The organism is Maribacter luteocoastalis (assembly GCF_048890225.1).
GTDB lineage: Bacteria > Bacteroidota > Bacteroidia > Flavobacteriales > Flavobacteriaceae > Maribacter > Maribacter luteocoastalis.
Genome location: NZ_JBMFZG010000001.1, coordinates 213,497 through 231,805, shown reverse-complemented (window position 1 = coordinate 231,805; position 18,309 = coordinate 213,497). Strand labels below are relative to the sequence as shown.

The following is an 18,309-nucleotide window of genomic DNA, read 5'->3' as shown; positions in this document are numbered from 1 at the left end:
GCTATTAGTAATAGGGCCTCTTTTTTAAAGTATTTACGGTGGTTTTATGCTTCTATGTATGCTTCAATAGGGGCACAAGTGCAAATCAAATTACGGTCTCCATAAGCATCATCAACCCTTCTTACTGATGGCCAAAATTTATTTTCTTGAACATAGGGCAATGGGAACGCTGCCATTTGTCTAGAATATGGAAACTCCCAGTTGTCATTGGTAACCATTGCCAAAGTATGTGGTGAATTTTTAAGTACGTTATTTGGATTGTCTTTGGTGGCCTGGTCAATTTCCTGCCTAATGGAAATCATTGCATCACAAAACCTATCCAGTTCCGCTAAACTTTCACTTTCTGTGGGTTCTATCATAAGCGTCCCTGCTACTGGAAATGAAACGGTTGGTGCATGAAACCCATAGTCCATAAGCCTTTTGGCAATATCTGTCACTTCTATACCATTTTGTTTAAATGGTCTGCAGTCAATAATCATCTCGTGTGCCGCTCTTCCTTTTTCACCGGAATATAAGACATCAAACTTACCTTCTAATCTATGTTTAATATAGTTGGCGTTTAAAATTGCAATTCTAGTGGCATCTGTAAGTCCGGGTTCGCCTAACATTTTTATGTATCCGTATGAAATTAGGCAAACCAAGGAACTGCCCCATGGTGCTGCAGAAATTGCCGTAATAGCCTCATTACCCCCTGTCTTAATAACTGGGTTTCCGGGTAGGAAAGGTACCAATTGTTCCGCTACACAAATTGGACCAACACCTGGGCCACCACCGCCATGTGGTATGGCAAAGGTTTTATGCAGGTTTAAATGGCAAACATCAGCTCCAATTGTTGCAGGGTTGGTTAATCCTACTTGTGCGTTCATATTGGCTCCATCCATGTATACTTGTCCACCATTATCATGAATTAGTTTGGTGATGTGCTGTATTGAAGACTCAAAAACCCCGTGGGTAGATGGGTACGTAACCATAAGCGCAGCTAAATTTTCTGCATGTATTGTAACCTTTTCCTCTAAATCTGCAACGTCAATATTACCTTTTTCATCAGTTTTGGTAACTACCACTTTCATCCCGGCCATGACCGCTGATGCTGGATTGGTGCCATGTGCCGAAGCTGGAATAATGCAGATGTTCCTATGGGATTCTCCCCTTGACTCATGATAAGCCCTTATCACCATTAATCCTGCATATTCTCCCTGTGCCCCTGAATTAGGTTGTAAGGAGGTTCCTGCGAAACCGGTAATGATAGTTAAATCATTTGCCAATTCATTTAAGATATATTGGTATCCTTCTGCTTGTTCCACAGGTACAAAGGGATGGATATTTCCCCAGTGGGCAGAACTTAACGGTAGCATTTCAGAAGCGGCATTCAATTTCATTGTACAACTCCCTAATGAAATCATACTGTGGTTTAGGGAAAGATCCTTGCGTTCCAATTTTTTGATATATCGCATCAATTCCGTTTCAGAATGATAGGAATTAAATACCTTATTTTTCAAAATTGGCGTAGTGCGTTTTACATTGTTGAGAATTACATCGGAATTGTTCAATGCATTTACGTGAATAGACTCTTTTTCCGCTACCTCTGCAAAAATCGAAATGATTTGATTTAGGTCATTAATCGAGGTTGCTTCATTGACAGAAATCGAAACGGTTTCCTTATCAATAAATAAAAAGTTTACTTCATTTTGTTCCGCAATCGTTTTCACTTTCTGAGAATCTGCTTTGACTACAATCGTATCAAAATAAGAGGTATTGGTTTGATAGAAACCCAATTTTTCTAAAGTGTCAGCGAGTGTATTTGCCGTAGCATGCACTTTATTGGCAATATATCGCAAGCCTTTTGGGCCATGATATACAGCATACATGCCAGCCATAACGGCCAATAAAACCTGTGCGGTACATATATTTGATGTTGCCTTGTCCCTTTTTATATGTTGCTCACGGGTCTGTAAGGCCATTCTCAAAGCTGGTTTACCATCAGTATCTTTGGTTACACCAATAATACGTCCCGGGATGTTCCTTTTGTACTCTTCCTTGGTAGCAAAGAAGGCTGCGTGAGGACCTCCATACCCCAATGGAATGCCGAAACGTTGTGTGGTTCCCACTACAACGTCGACGCCAAACTCACCTGGTGGTGTTAATAGTACCAAACTCAGAATGTCTGCTGCAACGGCAACTTTAATCTCATATTGTTGTGCTTTTGATACAAAATCTTTATAATCAAATACTTCACCGTATTTGCCGGGGTATTGCAAAAGCGCTCCAAAAAAATCGCTGTTAAAATCAAAATCTTCATGGCTACCCACTACCAATTCTATATTCAAAGGAGTGGCCCTTGTGTGCAATAAGGAAAGGGTTTGGGGTAAAATTTCTTTCGATACAAAGAATTTAGAAACATTATTTTTTTTCTGTTCCCTACTTCTTAAATCAAAAAGCATGGTCATTGCTTCCGCAGCAGCAGTACTTTCGTCTAAAAGTGAGGCATTTGCCAATTCCATGCCAGTAAGATCTGTTATTACGGTCTGGAAATTTAACAATGCCTCTAATCGTCCTTGTGCGATTTCTGCCTGATAGGGTGTATAGGCAGTATACCAACCCGGATTTTCTAATATATTTCTTTTGATGACCGATGGCGTTAAACTTTCATGATACCCCAAACCAATATAGGAACGGTATAATTTGTTCTTTTTGGACAATGTTTCCAAATGGGATAGGAATTTGTGCTCGCTCATTGGTGCATTCATCTCCAAAGGTTTTTTTAACCTTATCTCATCTGGAATAGTTTCGTAAATAAGCTGTTCCAAATTAGCCACGCCAACAGTTTGTAACATATGGGGGAGGTCCTCTTTTTGAATGCCTATATGGCGCAGAGCAAATACATCGGTCTTCATATCTTATCTGATGATTAATCGTGCAAAATTAGCGATTAATTCCCTTAATAAGGAGGAGGAGGATAGCTGGTAAACCGAAAGTTTTTAACTAAAAACCAAGGTTATAAACAGTTTGGTTATTTTTGTTTAATGCGAATACTCAAACGTATTTTTGATTTTTACTTGGACGCAAGTATGCATGTTGCCTTAGGGGTTTTTGCTTTATCTTATGTGACTTGGTATACATTAAACATTCCGGTTGATTTGCACCTTGCTTTGTTTTTGTTTTTTGGCACAGTCGCTTGCTATAATTTTGTCAAGTATGGTGTAGAAGCCGATAAGTATATTCTTGTAGCGAAGAGATATCATAAAAACATCCAGTTTTTAAGTATAGTTCTGTTGTTTTTTGCACTCTATCAGGCCTATTTTTTGAACCCATCCGTTTGGATGGGTATTGCCGTAATGATTGTTTTGACTGGTTTATATGCACTGCCTCTGTTGCCCAATACAAAAAACCTAAGAAGTTGGGCAGGTTTTAAGATTTTTATAGTTGCTTTGGTTTGGGCAGTCTCGACTGTTATTCTTCCTGTTTTAAGTCATAGGTCAATTCTTTTTTGGGATGTATGGGTAGAATTTTTTCAGCGCTATGTTTTTATACTAATACTTTTAGTTCCTTTTGAGATTAGGGACCTCATTTATGACAGTCCCGAATTAAAGACCTTGCCACAACGCTTTGGAGTTGCCAGAACTAAGATAATAGGTACAATTTTAGTGCTAGTTTTCTTTTTTAGCACTTTTTTAAAAGATGATATTGCAATAAGTGAATTGCTTGTGAAAGGAGTCCTATTTATTCTTTTAGGTTGGATGATATACTTTACTCGAAGAAACCAATCTAAGTATTTCGCATCATTTTGGGTAGAGTCTATACCTGTGTTTTGGTTGGCCTTTATAGTATTGGTCAACTTATTTTTTTAGTCCTTGTGTTGTAATTTTTGCTTTATGTTTCGCTTTTCCTGTTCCGAAAGGGAATGTAGGTTGGCTTTATTACAAAGAGAAGTTAGCTTGGAATTTCGTTTTGTGTGTTTAGCGCAAGTTTTACATATTAGGATATGCAAGTTCAACTTTAATTTTTCTAAGAAAGTCGCTTCGTTATATTGTGCTTTGTCGCATATAGTGACAGCTTTATCACAAGATATCATCATGTATACCAGTTTTGATTTAGGCAGTCCATTAAAGTTGTTCTGGCCCTATGAATTATCACCCAAAGATTAGACGGGTTAATTCCCAGTTCATTACATATATCCTCGGTACTTATTTCTTGAATGGTTTTCATGGTGAAAACCTTAGCCTGTTTCTTGGGTAGTTTAGAAATACATTCCTGTATGGCAAGCCCTAATTCTTCATTCTCTATAGTACTATTTTCAAAGTTGCTAAATGGATCTGCAATCTTTTCTTCCAGCCAATCCCCATCCTCATCACTATTGGCACTATAACCCATTCTTACCTCTGCCTTTCCTTTATTTGAGTTTATTTTTCTGTAATGGTCTATTATCTTTCTTTTTAATATAGCAATAAGCCAAGTACGTTCTGCTGCATCACCTTTGTAGTTCTTGGCAGATTTTAATCCGGCAAAAAAGGTTTCAGAAACTAAGTCTTTTGCAATTTCAACATCACTTACCCTACCCACGGCATAATTAAATAGGTAATCGGCATAATTATCCACCCAAAAATCAGGTTGTAGTTTATGTGTTGTCATACAAGTTAAGTAGTTGTCAAAAATAAACGAAAATGTGCAACTATTGGTAATTTTTAATTAAGCAATGCTTTCGCTAATGGTTTATTAATTATTTTTGATGAAACAGAGCTTATGAAAAATTCACTTTTCTACATCCTAATCCTATTAATAAATTTTGGTTGTGCCCAAACTAGTGGGTCCAAACAGATCACCCAATTTTCTCCAAACGATATTGGCGATGGTATTTTGGTTGATGTACGGACACCAGAAGAGTTTGAACAGGGCCATTTGGACAATGCTTTGAATATAAATTGGTTTGACCCAGAGTTTGATAAAAAGTTTTCTGATGTTGACAAGGATAAGACCATTTATGTATACTGTAAAGTGGGAGGTAGAAGTGCCAAGGCACAGCAAAAATTAACTTCTTTGGGTTTTAAAAATGTAATTAATCTAGAGGGTGGCTATGATGCATGGGTGAAAGAGTGATCATAGAATTGAAGTTAAAAATGTTTTGTCCCAGTAAGGGAAATTAAATCTAAATTAATACCTATCCTGTATTTCTAAACCTTGTTGTCATCTAAAAGTCCAGCCCTTTCCAATAACGGCTCAATTTTGGGTTCTGCCCCTCTAAACCGCTTATAGAGTTCCATAGGGTCCTCGGTACCTCCTTTAGAAAGGATACATTCTTTAAACTTTGTTGCTACCTCTTTATTAAAGACCCCTTTTTCTTTAAAGTAGGCAAAGGCGTCTGCATCCAATACTTCTGCCCATTTGTAACTGTAATAACCAGAGGAATAGCCTCCTTGAAAAATATGGGAAAAAGAAGTACTCATACATGTTTCAGGAGTGTCTGGGTATAGGTTTGTGTTTTTAAAAGCAAAAGTCTCATGTGCTTTTACATTTGTTATTTCTCTTGGATCCGCACCATGCCAAGACATGTCCAAAAGTCCAAAACTTAGCTGTCTTAAGGTTTGCATACCTTCTTGGAAAGTAGCCGATTCCTTTATTTTTGAAATCAACTCCATAGGAATAACTTCATCAGTTTCGTAATGCGTTGCAAAAAGCTCCAACGCCTCTTTTTCAAAACACCAGTTTTCCATTATTTGACTAGGAAGCTCAACAAAATCCCAATATACCGATGTTCCCGATAGGCTTGGGTAGGTAGTGTTGGCTAACATGCCGTGTAAACCATGGCCAAATTCATGGAACAAAGTAGTTACTTCATTAAAAGTCAATAAGGAAGGCTTGGTAGGTGTTGATGGTGTAAAATTGCATACATTGGAAATATGTGGTCTCACATTTTTGCCGTCAACTTTGTATTGGGATTTAAAAGAAGTCATCCAAGCACCACCTCTTTTACCTGCTCTTGGGTGGAAGTCAGCATAGAACAAAGCAATATACTTCCCGTTAGTATCATAAACCTTATAGGTCTTTACTTCTTCATGATAGGTATCAACATCATATACTTCCTCGAATTTTAGCCCGAATAGTTTTTCTGCCACCGTAAATACCCCGTCGATGACATTTTCTAATTTAAAATAGGGCTTTAGTTGTTCATCGTCCAAGCTGAAAAGTTTTTGCTTTAACTTTTCAGAATAGTAACTGCCATCCCATTTTTGTAGTTGGTCTATGGCGTCTAAATCCTTGGCAAAATCCTCCAATTGTTTAAATTCCCTTTCTGCTGCTGGTTTTGCTTTTTCCAAAAGTTCGTTTAGAAATGCATGTACCCTATCTGGTTTCTCTGCCATACGTTCTTCCAGGACAAAGTCGGCATGTGTTTTGTAGCCCAACAGGTTAGCACGCTCATATCTTAATTTAGCGATTTTAAGAACATTTTCTTGATTGTCAAGTTCATCATCATGAAATCCCTTACTGCTAAATGCCAAGGCTAATTCTTTTCGTAGCTCCCTGTTCTTGGCGTATTTCATAAAAGGAATATAGCTTGGGTAATCTAAAGTAATCAACCAACCAGTATCCTTTCCTTTTGATTTTGCCAATTGCGCCGCAGCTTCTTTAGCACCTTCAGAAAGACCCTCCAGTTGGGATTCAGCCGTTAGGTACATTTGATATTTGTTCGTCTCTGCCAACACGTTTTCTCCAAATTTCAATTTTAATTTGGATAGTTCTGCGTCTATTTCACGTAAACGTTTCTTTTTGTCTTCAGCTAGATTGGCACCATTCCTGCTAAAGCTTTTGTATTTTTTTTCAAGCAGTGTCTGTTGTTCAGTGGATAAATTTAGATTTTCCCTTTGGCCATAAACAGATTTAATTCTTTTGAACAATGCTTGGTTAAGGGTGATGTCATTACTAAATTCAGTTAATAACGGAGAGATTTCTTGTGCCATCCCCTGAATTTCATCATTGGTCTCTGCTGAGTTTAGATTGAAAAATATACTGCTTATCCTATCTAATAGTTGTCCTGAAAATTCTAAGGCTTCAATGGTATTCTCAAAATTGGCATCAGCTATGTTGGAAGTAATAGCATCTATTTCTGCTCTTGCATCTTCCATTGCCTTTAGAAAGGCCGGTTTAAAATGCTCATTCTTTATTTTTGAAAATGGAGCTTCATCGAATTTTACTAATAATGGATTTTGCATATTTCTAACAACTAACAACTAACAACTAACAACTAACAACTAACTGCTAACAACTAAATTATTTTTTATTTACTGTTTTAGCACCTTCAATAACCTTCTGCTTTAATCCTTCTTTATAAAAGATAATCTTATCAAGTACGCATTTATCGGAAGCCCCTATTATTTGGGCGGCCAAAATCCCAGCATTTTTGGCCCCGTTTAAAGCGACAGTTGCCACGGGAACGCCCCCTGGCATTTGTAAGATTGATAAAACACTGTCCCAGCCATCAATAGAATTGCTGCTTTTAACGGGTACACCAATAACAGGTAAGGGTGACATGGAGGCCACCATGCCAGGCAAATGTGCCGCGCCACCTGCGCCAGCTATAATTACCGAATATCCATTAATGTGTGCGTTTTTACTAAAATCGAACAATTTTTCTGGCGTACGATGGGCTGATACAATATCGACATCAACTTCTATGTCAAAACCTTTTAAGATATCTATGGCTTCTTGCATAACAGGTAAGTCACTTGTACTTCCCATAACAACGGCTACTTTACTCATAATTTATTTACTGATTACTTTAACGGTCTCCTTAACGTTTTGTGCTATTTCCCTTGCTTTTGCAATGTCCTTGTCAACAATGGTTACATGACCCATTTTGCGAAATGGCCTAGTTTGTTTTTTACCATAAATATGTGGGGTAACACCATCCATTTTTAATATTTTGTCCATGTTCTCATAAACTACATTACCTGCATATCCTTCGGCACCTACAAGGTTTACCATAATCCCGGCCACCTTACTTTCTGTTTTTCCTAATGGTAATCCTAAAATACAGCGTATGTGTTGTTCAAATTGGTTGGTATAGCTTGCCTCTATACTGTAATGGCCACTATTATGTGGTCTAGGTGCCACTTCATTTACTAAAACTTGGTCGTCATGGGTTTGGAACATTTCAACGGCCAATAACCCTATTAATCCTATATCTTCTGCAACTTTTAAGGCTAGTTCACGAGCCTTTGCGGCTACTTTTTCATCTATTCTGGCCGGGCAAATCACATATTCTACTTGGTTAGCTTCTGGATGGAACTCCATCTCCACCACTGGATAGGTCTTAATCTCATTAGCGCTATTTCTTGCAACTATGACGGCAAGTTCATTTTTAAAAGGAATCATTTTTTCCGCAATGCACTCTCCACTCGGCAAACCAATTAAATCCTCAATTTTTCGGACCACTTTCACACCCTGTCCATCGTATCCAAATTGCGCTACTTTCCAAACAAATGGTAATTCCAAACCACCATTGCTTATGCTATCATTAATTTCACTTACATAGGCAAAACGTTGAAAATCTGCCGTAGGAATGCTATGGTCAACATAAAAAAGCTTTTGTTTGGCCTTATTTTGAATGATGCGTAATGCCTTAGGTTGCGGAAAAACCTTTATACCCTCTTCTTCCAATGCCTCTAAAGCATCCAAGTTTACATTTTCAATCTCAATGGTAAGTACATCAACATCTTTTCCAAAATTATAAACCGCATCATAATCTAAAAGATCGCCCTGTACAAATTCATTACAAGCAATTTTGCAAGGTGCTTCTGGGGAAGGATCTAATACCTTGGTCCATATATCCCATTTTCTGGTTTCGTAGAGCATCATTTTACCGAGTTGGCCTCCACCTAAAATCCCAAGCTTAAAATCAGAAGAAAAATAGTCCATATCGTTTACAAAAATACAGCTTAATCTTAGAAACCAATTGGTTTCTATTTAAAAACACAGGTCAAAACGCTATCTTTGCCAACCTTACTAATTTTGAAAGAATTGATACAGCTCCACGATAAATTTTTTAAGCCTTTTCTGAGCGAGAAGCAAATACAGCAAGCCGTATTTCGTATTGCAGAAGAGATTGCCTTGGATTATAAAGACCAGACACCAATTTTTGTAGGTGTGCTTAACGGTTCTTTTATGTTTGTATCCGATTTTTTAAAGGCGTACCAGCACCCATGTGAGGTGTCCTTTGTGAAGTTAAGTTCTTACCAAGGGCTTACTTCTACGGGTATTGTTGAAACCTTGTTAGACCTACCAGAAAATATTGAAGGCCGCAGTGTTATCATCTTGGAAGATATAATTGATACGGGGCGTACTTTACAGGAACTTGTACATTTATTTGCAAATACCAATGTAAAGGAATTTAAGATAGCCAGTCTTTTTTATAAATCGGAAGTCTATAATGGGGAATATGTTATAGACTATTTTGGACTGGAAATTCCAGACCGTTTTATTGTAGGATATGGTCTAGATTATAATGAATTAGGAAGAAACCTTAAAGAAGTATACCAATTAAACCAAAAACATATGATCAATCTTGTACTCTTTGGAAAGCCAGGTGCGGGTAAAGGCACACAGGCTGCCTTTTTAAAGGAAAAGTACAACTTAAAACACATCTCAACAGGCGATGTATTTAGGTACAATATTAAAAACGGAACAGCATTAGGAACATTGGCCAAATCATATATTGATAAGGGCGATTTAGTGCCGGATGAAGTGACTATTAAAATGTTGGAAGACGAAGTTGAAAAAAACCCAGATGCAGATGGATTTATTTTTGACGGCTTTCCTAGAACTGCAGCTCAAGCTGAAGCATTGGATAATTTTTTGGAGTCTAAGGACATGAAAATAAATGCTACCATAGCCTTAGAGGCAAATGATGAAATCCTAATTAGTCGTTTGTTGGAAAGAGGCAAAGTTAGCGGACGTTCAGATGACCAAGATGTAGAAAAAATAAGAAATCGTTTTGATGAATATAATTTAAAAACGGCACCTTTAAAAGAGTACTACGAGGAACAAAACAAGTTTTACAGTGTAGATGGTATTGGAACCATTGAAGAGATTACATCTAGATTAACCAAAGTAATACAGGGGCTTTAATTGAAGTTGGTTTCAATAGAATAATAGAATATGACCGAAGGTAATTTTGTAGACTATGTTAAGGTGTTTTTGGCTTCCGGAAAAGGGGGTAAGGGATCTGTACATTTACATAGGGAAAAGTTTATTACCAAAGGTGGCCCTGATGGTGGTGATGGTGGCCGTGGTGGTCATATAATTTTACGTGGAAACCAAAACTTGTGGACACTAGTTAGTTTTAAGTTTAAAAAGCATTTTAAGGCGGGGCATGGTGAGCATGGCAGTAAAAGTCGAAGTACGGGAGCCGATGGGGAAGATATTTACTTAGATGTGCCGCTAGGAACCGTAGTAAAGGACCCTGAAACCGGGGAAGTTCTTTATGAGATAACGGAACACGGGGAAGAAAAAATTATATTGGAAGGTGGAATGGGGGGTCGTGGTAACTGGCATTTTAGAACAGCTACTAACCAGACTCCGAGATATGCACAGCCTGGTGTAGAAGGTAAAGAGGCCCATTTCTTATTTGAACTTAAATTACTTGCCGATGTTGGTCTCGTAGGTTTTCCAAATGCTGGTAAATCTACACTGTTGTCGGTTATTACATCTGCAAAACCAAAGATTGCAGATTACGAGTTTACTACCCTTAAACCGAATTTAGGAATAGTGGAATATCGTGATTTTAAAAGTTTCGTAATTGCTGATATTCCAGGAATTATAGAAGGTGCTGCAGAAGGAAAAGGTCTAGGACATTATTTTTTAAGACATATTGAACGCAACGCTACCTTATTATTTTTAATTCCTGCAGATAGCAAGGATATCAGCAAAGAATATGAAATATTATTGGATGAACTTAGAAGATACAATCCAGAATTACTGGATAAAGAACGTTTGGTGGCTATCTCTAAAAGCGATATGCTCGATGATGAGCTTATTGGGGAAATGCGTAAAGAGCTGGATAAGGATCTTCATGGCGTTTCCTATATGTTTATATCCTCGGTAGCACAAATGGGAATTACCGAACTTAAGGATAGGCTCTGGGCAATGCTCAACGCTTAAACGAATAAACGAAGCAATCCTTAATTCCAATTTCTTTTTTTGTAATTTTAAAAGGCTAATGACATAGTAGCCTTTAAATGGTTCAATTATGAAAAAGCTTTTTTCAATTGCATTTATCACTGTCCTACTCTCATGTAGTGCTACCAAAGTAAATTATGATTACGATAAGTCAACCGATTTTTCCTCATACAATACTTATAATTATTTCAACGACCTGGAAACAGGTTTCAGCGAGCTAGATGAGAAGCGATTCTTGAACGCCGTGGCCATTACACTTCAATCAAAAGGGTTAAAGTTTTCTGAGGAACCGGATATTTTTATCGATATTAAAAGTACAGTATACCGTTCACGATCAAATAACTCTGTAGGATTGGGTTTAGGAGGTGGTGGTTCTACTATTGGAGGAGGGGTTTCTGTTGGAATACCGGTTGGTGAGCCTAAACTTACAAGGGAACTTCAAATAGACTTTGTGGATGCTAAAAAGGACATGCTTATATGGCAATCTGTGAGCACCAGTCCTTTTAAAGAAGGAGAGCCACCAGCATTAAAGGAAAAAAACATTCAAGAATTAGTGGCTAAAATCTTTGATAAATATCCGCCAAAAGCCCACAATTAGTTATAGCGTTATACTTGTTTTATAATAATGTTCTTTCAATTTAAGTGTAAATCAGTTTTCATTTCCTTATTTTTTTACATCTTAATTATTTACACTTACGTTAACCCTTACCCCTTCACTATGACTGCTGAACTCTGGGGCATACATGCTTTGTATTGCAGTAATGCCATTACTAAAGTTGCCCGCATTATTTACCCTTAAATCATATTCAAAAACATAGACCCCTTTAGGTAAATAATCAATAAAGAAATTAGTACTAGCATCTTTGGTGCTTTCATAATACCCTAGGCCATCCTGCCATTTGTATTGTGAAATTATATGTATAGGCTCCAAACCTGAGGCACGCATATCTTTCATATGGATAAACTCCATATCCCTATCCGCTTTTAATTCGATGCGTACCCGTACCAAATCGCCAACTTTTAAAGATTTTCCAGGTATAATTTCAGTAATCCCTTCACCAGTATCTGTGTTGTTCTTAAGGAATAATTTCTTCTTTAATTGTAATGGGGTTTCTGCAGTTGTAATTTTGTCTAAATCCTCAAAATATTGCCAATGCAAAGCTCCCCACGCCGATCCATCTCCTTTTTTGTTTAGTTGTATATTGGCCATTTTTGGAGTTACTTCACTAGCGCTCCATGATGTTTTAAAATACCCGGTGCCGGCCTCAACTTTTACATTTTCCATTGTACTTGGGGCGATTTCTTCACCTCCTATTGTAACTTCCACAGCATCAGTAACCGATAGCCAATCACTACCGCTTAATAGTAATGCATATACTGCCTCTGAGGTTGCTTTGGTGGTTTTCCATTGGTTGGTCTGCTTGTTTTTAAGTAACCAGACCTTTAGGTTGTCAATGGTTGCAACATCTCCATCAATTTCTGTAAATGCTTCAATAAGTAATGCCTGTGTCTCTATCGGTGCTTGGTGCCAATACAGGGAGTTGGTGTTTTCTTTCCAGTACATGCCCATTTCATGGGAAACTATACTATTCTCTTTTAAGGAACGCATGATTTTCTTTGCTGAATTTTCATCACCGATTCTTTGTAGGATTAGTGCTATCATTCCTTTGGAATACAAGTTTCTTTTGGGCCAGTATTTTTGTGCCTGGACTTTATAATAGTTTATGGTTTCATCTGTTTTTTTAGAGGTTTTAATGTCCTTATAAAAGCTACGCATATATAAATACTGAATTTGAGTATTGCTTAAATGGTCTTTTGTAAGATCAGGTGAATATTTTTTCATTCGCTCATATTCAGCAACAAATTCATCATCCAAATACCTGATGGCTTTTTTAACCATAGTATCTGTTCTACCGTTGGTAGCTACAGATAATTGTTTTAGGTGTCCCAAACCGCTTACGATATGTTGCGTGATAAATCTGTTTTCCCTACCACCTTTAAACCAAGGCCATGCCCCTGAACCCATTTGATTGCTTTCCAATTTTTGAATCGTATTTTCTAGTTCGTTTTGCATTTTGTTCAAATCAAAAAGTAAGGCTATTCTCTTTTTTTGCTCTGTTTCTGATTGGGCATCCCTTAGCCACGGGGTTTCTTGTATTAAGATTGATTTTAGTTCTTGATTTTTTTCAAGATTACTTAATAACGCGCCTGAATTGGCCCATTGGTCAAATACTTCCTTTATTCTTGGGTTGGCATTTGCAATATGCGCTGCAAGCGTGTTGGCATAGAATCTGGCAAATATCTGTTCATTACATTCATACGGATATTCCATCAAATAGGGTAGTGCCTGTACAGCATACCACGCGGGGTTAGAACTAATTTCTAAAGTTAGTTTGTGATGGCTAAGCGTGGTAGAGGCATGGTCCATTAATTTGTTCATCGTAAATGTTTTGGACTCATTACTTCGTACCCACATGGGTAAGGTTTCGGTTACTAACATACGGTTAGTAAGCACTGGAAGGACATGCTGCTCACCATCACTAAAATCACCAGCTTTTGCTACTATTTTATATTGAACACCTTGTAGGCCTTTTGGTATTTTAAGGTGCCAGGTAAGTTCTGTGTTCCCTTTGGCAGTAACTTTAAAACTTTGCGTTTTATTGGATGCAGTAATCAGTGAATCAATAGATATACCCGTAACAACATCTGTCAATTCTAATTGACCAAAACCATTCAACTGCTTTTCTGTTAGATTGGAGATTTTTGTACTGATAAAAATTTTATCGTCCTCACGTAAAAACCGTGGAGGATTGGGAAGTACCATCAAATCTTTCTGGGTAACGGTCGATAAGGATTTAGTGGCAGATTTTAAGTCTTTGGTGTAAGCCAATAATTGCAAGTTCCAGCGCGTTAGGGCTTCCGGGGTGGTGAAACTAAAGGTTGCATTGCCTTCTTTGTCCGTAAGTAAATGAGGAAAAAAGAAAGCAGTTTCCTGAAGGTTTTTGCGTATTTGCACACCGCTAAAGTCCATGGGAAGGTTTTGGGGTGTTTCTATCTGAGGTTTAGAAGTTATGGCTACACCGGCCACCTTTCCTTGTAAGACATTATCTAGCTCCATTTCCGCATCTTCACTCGCTTCCATAGAAACTGCTGCAGTAACCGCTTTTCTTTTGGTTGTGCCATAACCGGTAACAACCACTTCATCTAAGGATGCTGAATCTTCTTGAAGATATACTATAAAAAAATTATCCTTGCCGATGGTTATTATTTGATTAACATAGCCTAAATAGCTAAAAACTAGCTGATTTTTTTCTTGTGCTTTTATGGTAAAATCACCATCAAAGTCTGTTACTGTCCCTTCAGCTGTACCTTGTATGATTACGTTTACACCTGCTAATGGCTCTCCATTTTCATTATAAACCGTTCCATGTACATACCCTTCTTTGATGGAAGAATCTACAAAGGATTTATTTTTTTGTTTAGTCCTATATCTGTTCAAATAGTTTCGTTGAGCATATATCGGATTATTGAAATCCAATCCAAACCATTCAAAACTATCATAAGTTATGGTCGGAACATAGGGTACGTTCTTGTATGCATTATAGTTTCTAAAATTGGTATTGCCAAAGCTCTGATTGGCATTACTTCGTGAAAAACCATAGAAAAGGGGGCGAGAAATTGGGTTGAAACTCCAATGGTGACCTCTAAATTGGTCTAGAGAAGCATCGTACATACTTGCAAGTAATTCGGCTGTTACTTTTTCTCCCTTAGGTCCCTTGATCTTAAAGCTCCAGGTTTCATCCGTACCGGGTTGTAACTTATCCCTAAAGGTCAAGGTTTCAATCTCCAACGACGTATTTGGGTAGGGAACAGAAATGTTAACATTGCCAGATTGGTATGCGTTAAAGGCAGAATAGGAGTAGTTTACGGCAAAACCGCCAACGTCTTCTGCATGTACCGGAATGTTCAAGGATTCGCAACCACCTTGTAGTTTAAGGATTTTCTTTTGTACGATTTCATTACCTTTCTCAACCCAAACAGTTAGAAACATATTTTCTGCATTGCTATAAAAGGTAACTTCTGCTGTATCACCAACGTCATACCTAGATTTATTGGTCTTAACATAGAATAGGGCATTGTCCGCCAACTGTTTTTCTTTTTCACTATATATGTTGGTATGTGACTTGGCAAGAACTTCCTGACCAAATTCATCTTTTGTGGCAAGCTCAATTATATATTTCCCAGACTCCCATTTTTTAATTGACCTTAAATTGATTTGGGTCGATTTTTCTGTATTAAATTCAGTTTCAAATACCAATTTGCCCTTTTCCCATGTGTTAGGGTCATTTTCATTTAAGTAGGCATCATGGGGATACCGAGACTTAAAATCACTTTTTTCCCAATATTGATAATCAGGAGCTGGCCATGGCCTGTTGCGGAGCACATATCTGGGCGCTTTTAATTTATACATCTTCAAATTACCCATCGCCGGCACTTCCTGTCCATTTAAGTTTTGGGTGCTTATTTTAATTTCATGTTCCTTTTTTGACTTATCCAATTGGTCGTTTACGATTATGGAGGCTGTCATGGCATGGTAGCCCACTTTTACCGTGGTTTCCGTACTTCGTGTTTCGCCATTAATATCTGTAATACTTGCTGTTATGGTGTAGTTAAAAATTGGAAGATCTTCCTTGGCCATATTTAGGTCTGGAATGGCCTTAAACGTTATTTCATAATCACCTGCGTCATTGGTTATAGTCTCCCCATGGCCAATTTCTAATGGTTCACTATACACATAGGGCCTTCTCCAGTAATACCATGGCGTAAAATTTACATTTCGTTGTATACGATAACTTATTTTTGCGTCTGAAATACTGCTGCCTGCGAATGACATTGCATTACCCTTTACTGTAATGCTGTCATTTACTTTAAAGGTTTCTGTTACTGGTTTAAAAGATGTTTCAAATTTAGGTCGTTTATATTCTTCCACAGAAAAATAAAATGGGTCGTTTATCAAGCCTGATAACCCATAAACTTGTAAATGGTATTCACCGTTTAGACCGTTAATTGGTAAAATAAAGTTACCTGAGAATGAGCCAAATTCGTTGGTCTCTACATCTAATTCGGAAACAGTTTGTCCGTTTACATCAACGAGTTCAACAGTAACCAATTCGTTAGGGGCAATCTTGGAACTGCTATCTTCATTTTCAATGATTATACCCTTAAAATACAGAGGTTGCCCAGGTCTATAGATACTTCTGTCTTTGAACAAAAAGGTCTGATAGGTAATCTGGGGTATTTTGTTATCTATTCTTTTTCGGTTAATATAGGTGCCACCAAAAATGGCGATTTCATCTTTATGGTTAATTTCAGTATGTGAAACAGAAATAGTATTCCCATTAAGTGGGAAGGCTGCAAATCCATTATCATCGGTAAGCAATTTTTTCTTTAGTAGTGAACCACGGTAATTACGCCTATAGTAAAAAGTTATTTTGGCCTTGTTTTTGGGTTCCCCTGTATTTCTGTCTATAACCTGAAAAAGATGCCGATCTGGAGTCTTGGTTTCACTAAGGGCAAGGTTTGTAACTTGTATAGGACTAAAGGCATAGCTGCCTTGTGGGTCCTCTTGGCTATCTGAACTTTTGGATGTGGCAAGAATTATATATTGACCGTTATCCATTTTAGGAACGGGAATCTCAATGCTATGGTTTTGGTAGTCATTCTCATTTATAAGTTTTACTTCCCATGATGTTTTCAAAGGCAAGTTTTTAATAAATTCCAACTGTTTTTGGATAGGATATACCTCTAGAAGTTCGGCTTTTTGCGATTGACTAACGGTATAAGCTTTAAGTTCCAATTGGTCATGATTAGTATATTTCACTAATAGCCGAGATGGTTGGTTGTTTGGTACATATTTTTCTGCTGTAAGTTGTAAGGAGCCAGCCAAAATCTGTGTTTTTAATACCTCACACTTTTTACCTCCTCTACTATTGGGAAATTTGGAAATAACTTCATCACAAATTGCAATAGCTTCTTTTAGCCTCCAACGAAATGCATTCTCTTCTTCTGAATAGGTATTCCCTTGGCTTCTTAATATTTCTGCTATTTCATATTTATATAGGGCAAAACTTTCATGTGTTTCCAAGTTTATTGCAGACTGGTTTAAAACCTCTAAAAAGTAGGTGTCCTTATCTTTAAAAACAGCTTTTGAATGGATGAATTTTAATCGTTCTATGTCAACATCAACCAGTGCATTTGTAGCAGCATTTGGAAAGTGAAATTGTACTAATTGCTGGTAAATTTGTAATGCCCTTGCTTGAAGTGAGGTTTTGTCAGAAGTGGGTATTGTTAGTTGTGAAAATGAATAGGCATCACACAGGTAACTTGGATGGTCTATTTCAAATTTATCAGCAGGTCTTGTGATGTTGTTTTCATCAGTCTTATAAAAATCGAGGGCACTATGGGCCAATAAATCAAATAGCGTTGGTCTTAAAGCTTTTGAGCCCTCTTGTTCATATAAAATTTCCTTGAAGTCTTCTAATCCTTCTTTCTGAAGATCTAGAGGGTTTTGAAGCGACTTTTCAAAATGAATCGTAATTTCCTTAAAAAGGGTAGTGAGGTCCCAAGTCCTAAAATCAATGCTATCTACCTTGGTATTTGTTGCCGTTCTATTATAAAACAGATAACGGTTTTGCTTAAAATACTGCCAATATAAATTTGCCAGATATCCTTCTAAAATGTTTTTGGTTGGAAAATCTGCATTGTCTATCTCCATTTTTAAATTTTGGACAACGTTTAATTTAGCATCCTCTTCAAGAATTAAAGCATATTTACAACTGAATAGGAGTGATTTAATCCGCTGTGCCCTGTTTTTTTCCTTACTCGCCTTAACAGCTATTTGTTCAACAACCTCAAGTGCAGATTTAGTAAAATTATCCTCCTCCAATTTATGTACTTGGGCCCATAACCCATTATAAGTAGCTTCGTTTTCCTGTGCTGGGGATATATGTGAGAATAGGATGAGAGAAAAAGCAGTTATCAATGTTTTCATTATCTTAAATTTACAGAACAAAGGTTTGCAAAAGCCATACCACATACAATAGTAAATGAGGGAAGTGAGGCTTTAGGCTAGGGAATGCC

Annotated in this window: 11 protein-coding genes; 5 read left to right on the top strand and 6 right to left on the bottom strand. The window is 37.4% G+C overall.

Annotation, left to right across the window (positions count from 1 at the left end; translation table 11 throughout):
• Window positions 1-44: 44 nt before the first annotated feature.
• Window positions 45-2,894, bottom strand: a complete 2,850-nt coding sequence (gene gcvP / locus ACOCEA_RS01085) for an aminomethyl-transferring glycine dehydrogenase (RefSeq protein ID WP_420754343.1) — start codon at window positions 2,892-2,894, stop codon at window positions 45-47.
• 129 nt (window positions 2,895-3,023) lie between these two features.
• Between gcvP and ACOCEA_RS01080 the strand changes: the two genes are divergently transcribed.
• Window positions 3,024-3,848, top strand: a complete 825-nt coding sequence (locus tag ACOCEA_RS01080; protein WP_420754342.1) for a UbiA prenyltransferase family protein — start codon at window positions 3,024-3,026, stop codon at window positions 3,846-3,848.
• A 223-nt stretch (window positions 3,849-4,071) separates the two neighbouring features.
• On the opposite strand, the gene ACOCEA_RS01075 is transcribed toward ACOCEA_RS01080, so the two are convergent.
• Entirely contained in the window at window positions 4,072-4,629 is a 558-nt protein-coding gene (locus ACOCEA_RS01075; protein WP_420754341.1) for a sigma-70 family RNA polymerase sigma factor, read from the bottom strand.
• 111 nt (window positions 4,630-4,740) lie between these two features.
• On the opposite strand from ACOCEA_RS01075, the gene ACOCEA_RS01070 reads away from it, so the two are divergent.
• Window positions 4,741-5,094, top strand: coding sequence for a rhodanese-like domain-containing protein (locus ACOCEA_RS01070; RefSeq protein ID WP_420754340.1), 354 nt, complete (start codon window positions 4,741-4,743; stop codon window positions 5,092-5,094).
• A gap of 74 nt (window positions 5,095-5,168) precedes the next feature.
• Here ACOCEA_RS01070 and ACOCEA_RS01065 read toward each other — a convergent pair whose 3' ends face one another.
• The 3 genes from ACOCEA_RS01065 to ACOCEA_RS01055 are packed head-to-tail and all read right to left on the bottom strand — an operon-like array spanning window position 5,169 to window position 8,910.
• Complete coding sequence (locus tag ACOCEA_RS01065) at window positions 5,169-7,205, bottom strand: M3 family metallopeptidase (RefSeq protein ID WP_420754339.1); 2,037 nt, start codon at window positions 7,203-7,205, stop codon at window positions 5,169-5,171.
• A gap of 58 nt (window positions 7,206-7,263) precedes the next feature.
• Entirely contained in the window at window positions 7,264-7,752 is a 489-nt protein-coding gene (gene purE / locus ACOCEA_RS01060) for a 5-(carboxyamino)imidazole ribonucleotide mutase (RefSeq protein ID WP_420754338.1), read from the bottom strand.
• A 3-nt stretch (window positions 7,753-7,755) separates the two neighbouring features.
• Entirely contained in the window at window positions 7,756-8,910 is a 1,155-nt protein-coding gene (locus ACOCEA_RS01055; RefSeq protein WP_420754337.1) for a 5-(carboxyamino)imidazole ribonucleotide synthase, read from the bottom strand.
• A gap of 102 nt (window positions 8,911-9,012) precedes the next feature.
• Between ACOCEA_RS01055 and ACOCEA_RS01050 the strand changes: the two genes are divergently transcribed.
• From ACOCEA_RS01050 to ACOCEA_RS01040, 3 genes are all read left to right on the top strand, one after another.
• Window positions 9,013-10,119 (top strand): adenylate kinase, encoded by a 1,107-nt coding sequence (locus ACOCEA_RS01050; RefSeq protein WP_420755025.1) that lies wholly within the window; start codon window positions 9,013-9,015, stop codon window positions 10,117-10,119.
• Between the two features lie 30 nt (window positions 10,120-10,149).
• Window positions 10,150-11,151: a GTPase ObgE gene (gene obgE, locus ACOCEA_RS01045; RefSeq protein WP_420754336.1), complete on the top strand. Its 1,002-nt coding sequence runs from the start codon at window positions 10,150-10,152 to the stop codon at window positions 11,149-11,151.
• 88 nt (window positions 11,152-11,239) lie between these two features.
• The gene (locus ACOCEA_RS01040; protein WP_420754335.1) at window positions 11,240-11,767 is read left to right on the top strand and encodes a DUF4136 domain-containing protein; all 528 of its coding nucleotides are present in this window, start codon (window positions 11,240-11,242) and stop codon (window positions 11,765-11,767) included.
• An 81-nt stretch (window positions 11,768-11,848) separates the two neighbouring features.
• Here the strand turns inward: ACOCEA_RS01040 and ACOCEA_RS01035 are convergent, their stop codons facing one another.
• Window positions 11,849-18,220, bottom strand: a complete 6,372-nt coding sequence (locus ACOCEA_RS01035) for an alpha-2-macroglobulin family protein (RefSeq protein WP_420754334.1) — start codon at window positions 18,218-18,220, stop codon at window positions 11,849-11,851.
• Window positions 18,221-18,309: the final 89 nt, after the last annotated feature.

Coding starts and splice junctions, on each gene's coding strand:
- ACOCEA_RS01080 (WP_420754342.1), top strand. CDS start 3,024: ATGCGAATACTCAAACGTATTTTTGATTTTTACTTGGACGCAAGTATG.
- ACOCEA_RS01065 (WP_420754339.1), bottom strand. CDS start 7,205: ATGCAAAATCCATTATTAGTAAAATTCGATGAAGCTCCATTTTCAAAA.
- ACOCEA_RS01070 (WP_420754340.1), top strand. CDS start 4,741: ATGAAAAATTCACTTTTCTACATCCTAATCCTATTAATAAATTTTGGT.
- ACOCEA_RS01055 (WP_420754337.1), bottom strand. CDS start 8,910: ATGGACTATTTTTCTTCTGATTTTAAGCTTGGGATTTTAGGTGGAGGC.
- ACOCEA_RS01035 (WP_420754334.1), bottom strand. CDS start 18,220: ATGAAAACATTGATAACTGCTTTTTCTCTCATCCTATTCTCACATATA.
- obgE (WP_420754336.1), top strand. CDS start 10,150: ATGACCGAAGGTAATTTTGTAGACTATGTTAAGGTGTTTTTGGCTTCC.
- ACOCEA_RS01040 (WP_420754335.1), top strand. CDS start 11,240: ATGAAAAAGCTTTTTTCAATTGCATTTATCACTGTCCTACTCTCATGT.
- purE (WP_420754338.1), bottom strand. CDS start 7,752: ATGAGTAAAGTAGCCGTTGTTATGGGAAGTACAAGTGACTTACCTGTT.
- gcvP (WP_420754343.1), bottom strand. CDS start 2,894: ATGAAGACCGATGTATTTGCTCTGCGCCATATAGGCATTCAAAAAGAG.
- ACOCEA_RS01075 (WP_420754341.1), bottom strand. CDS start 4,629: ATGACAACACATAAACTACAACCTGATTTTTGGGTGGATAATTATGCC.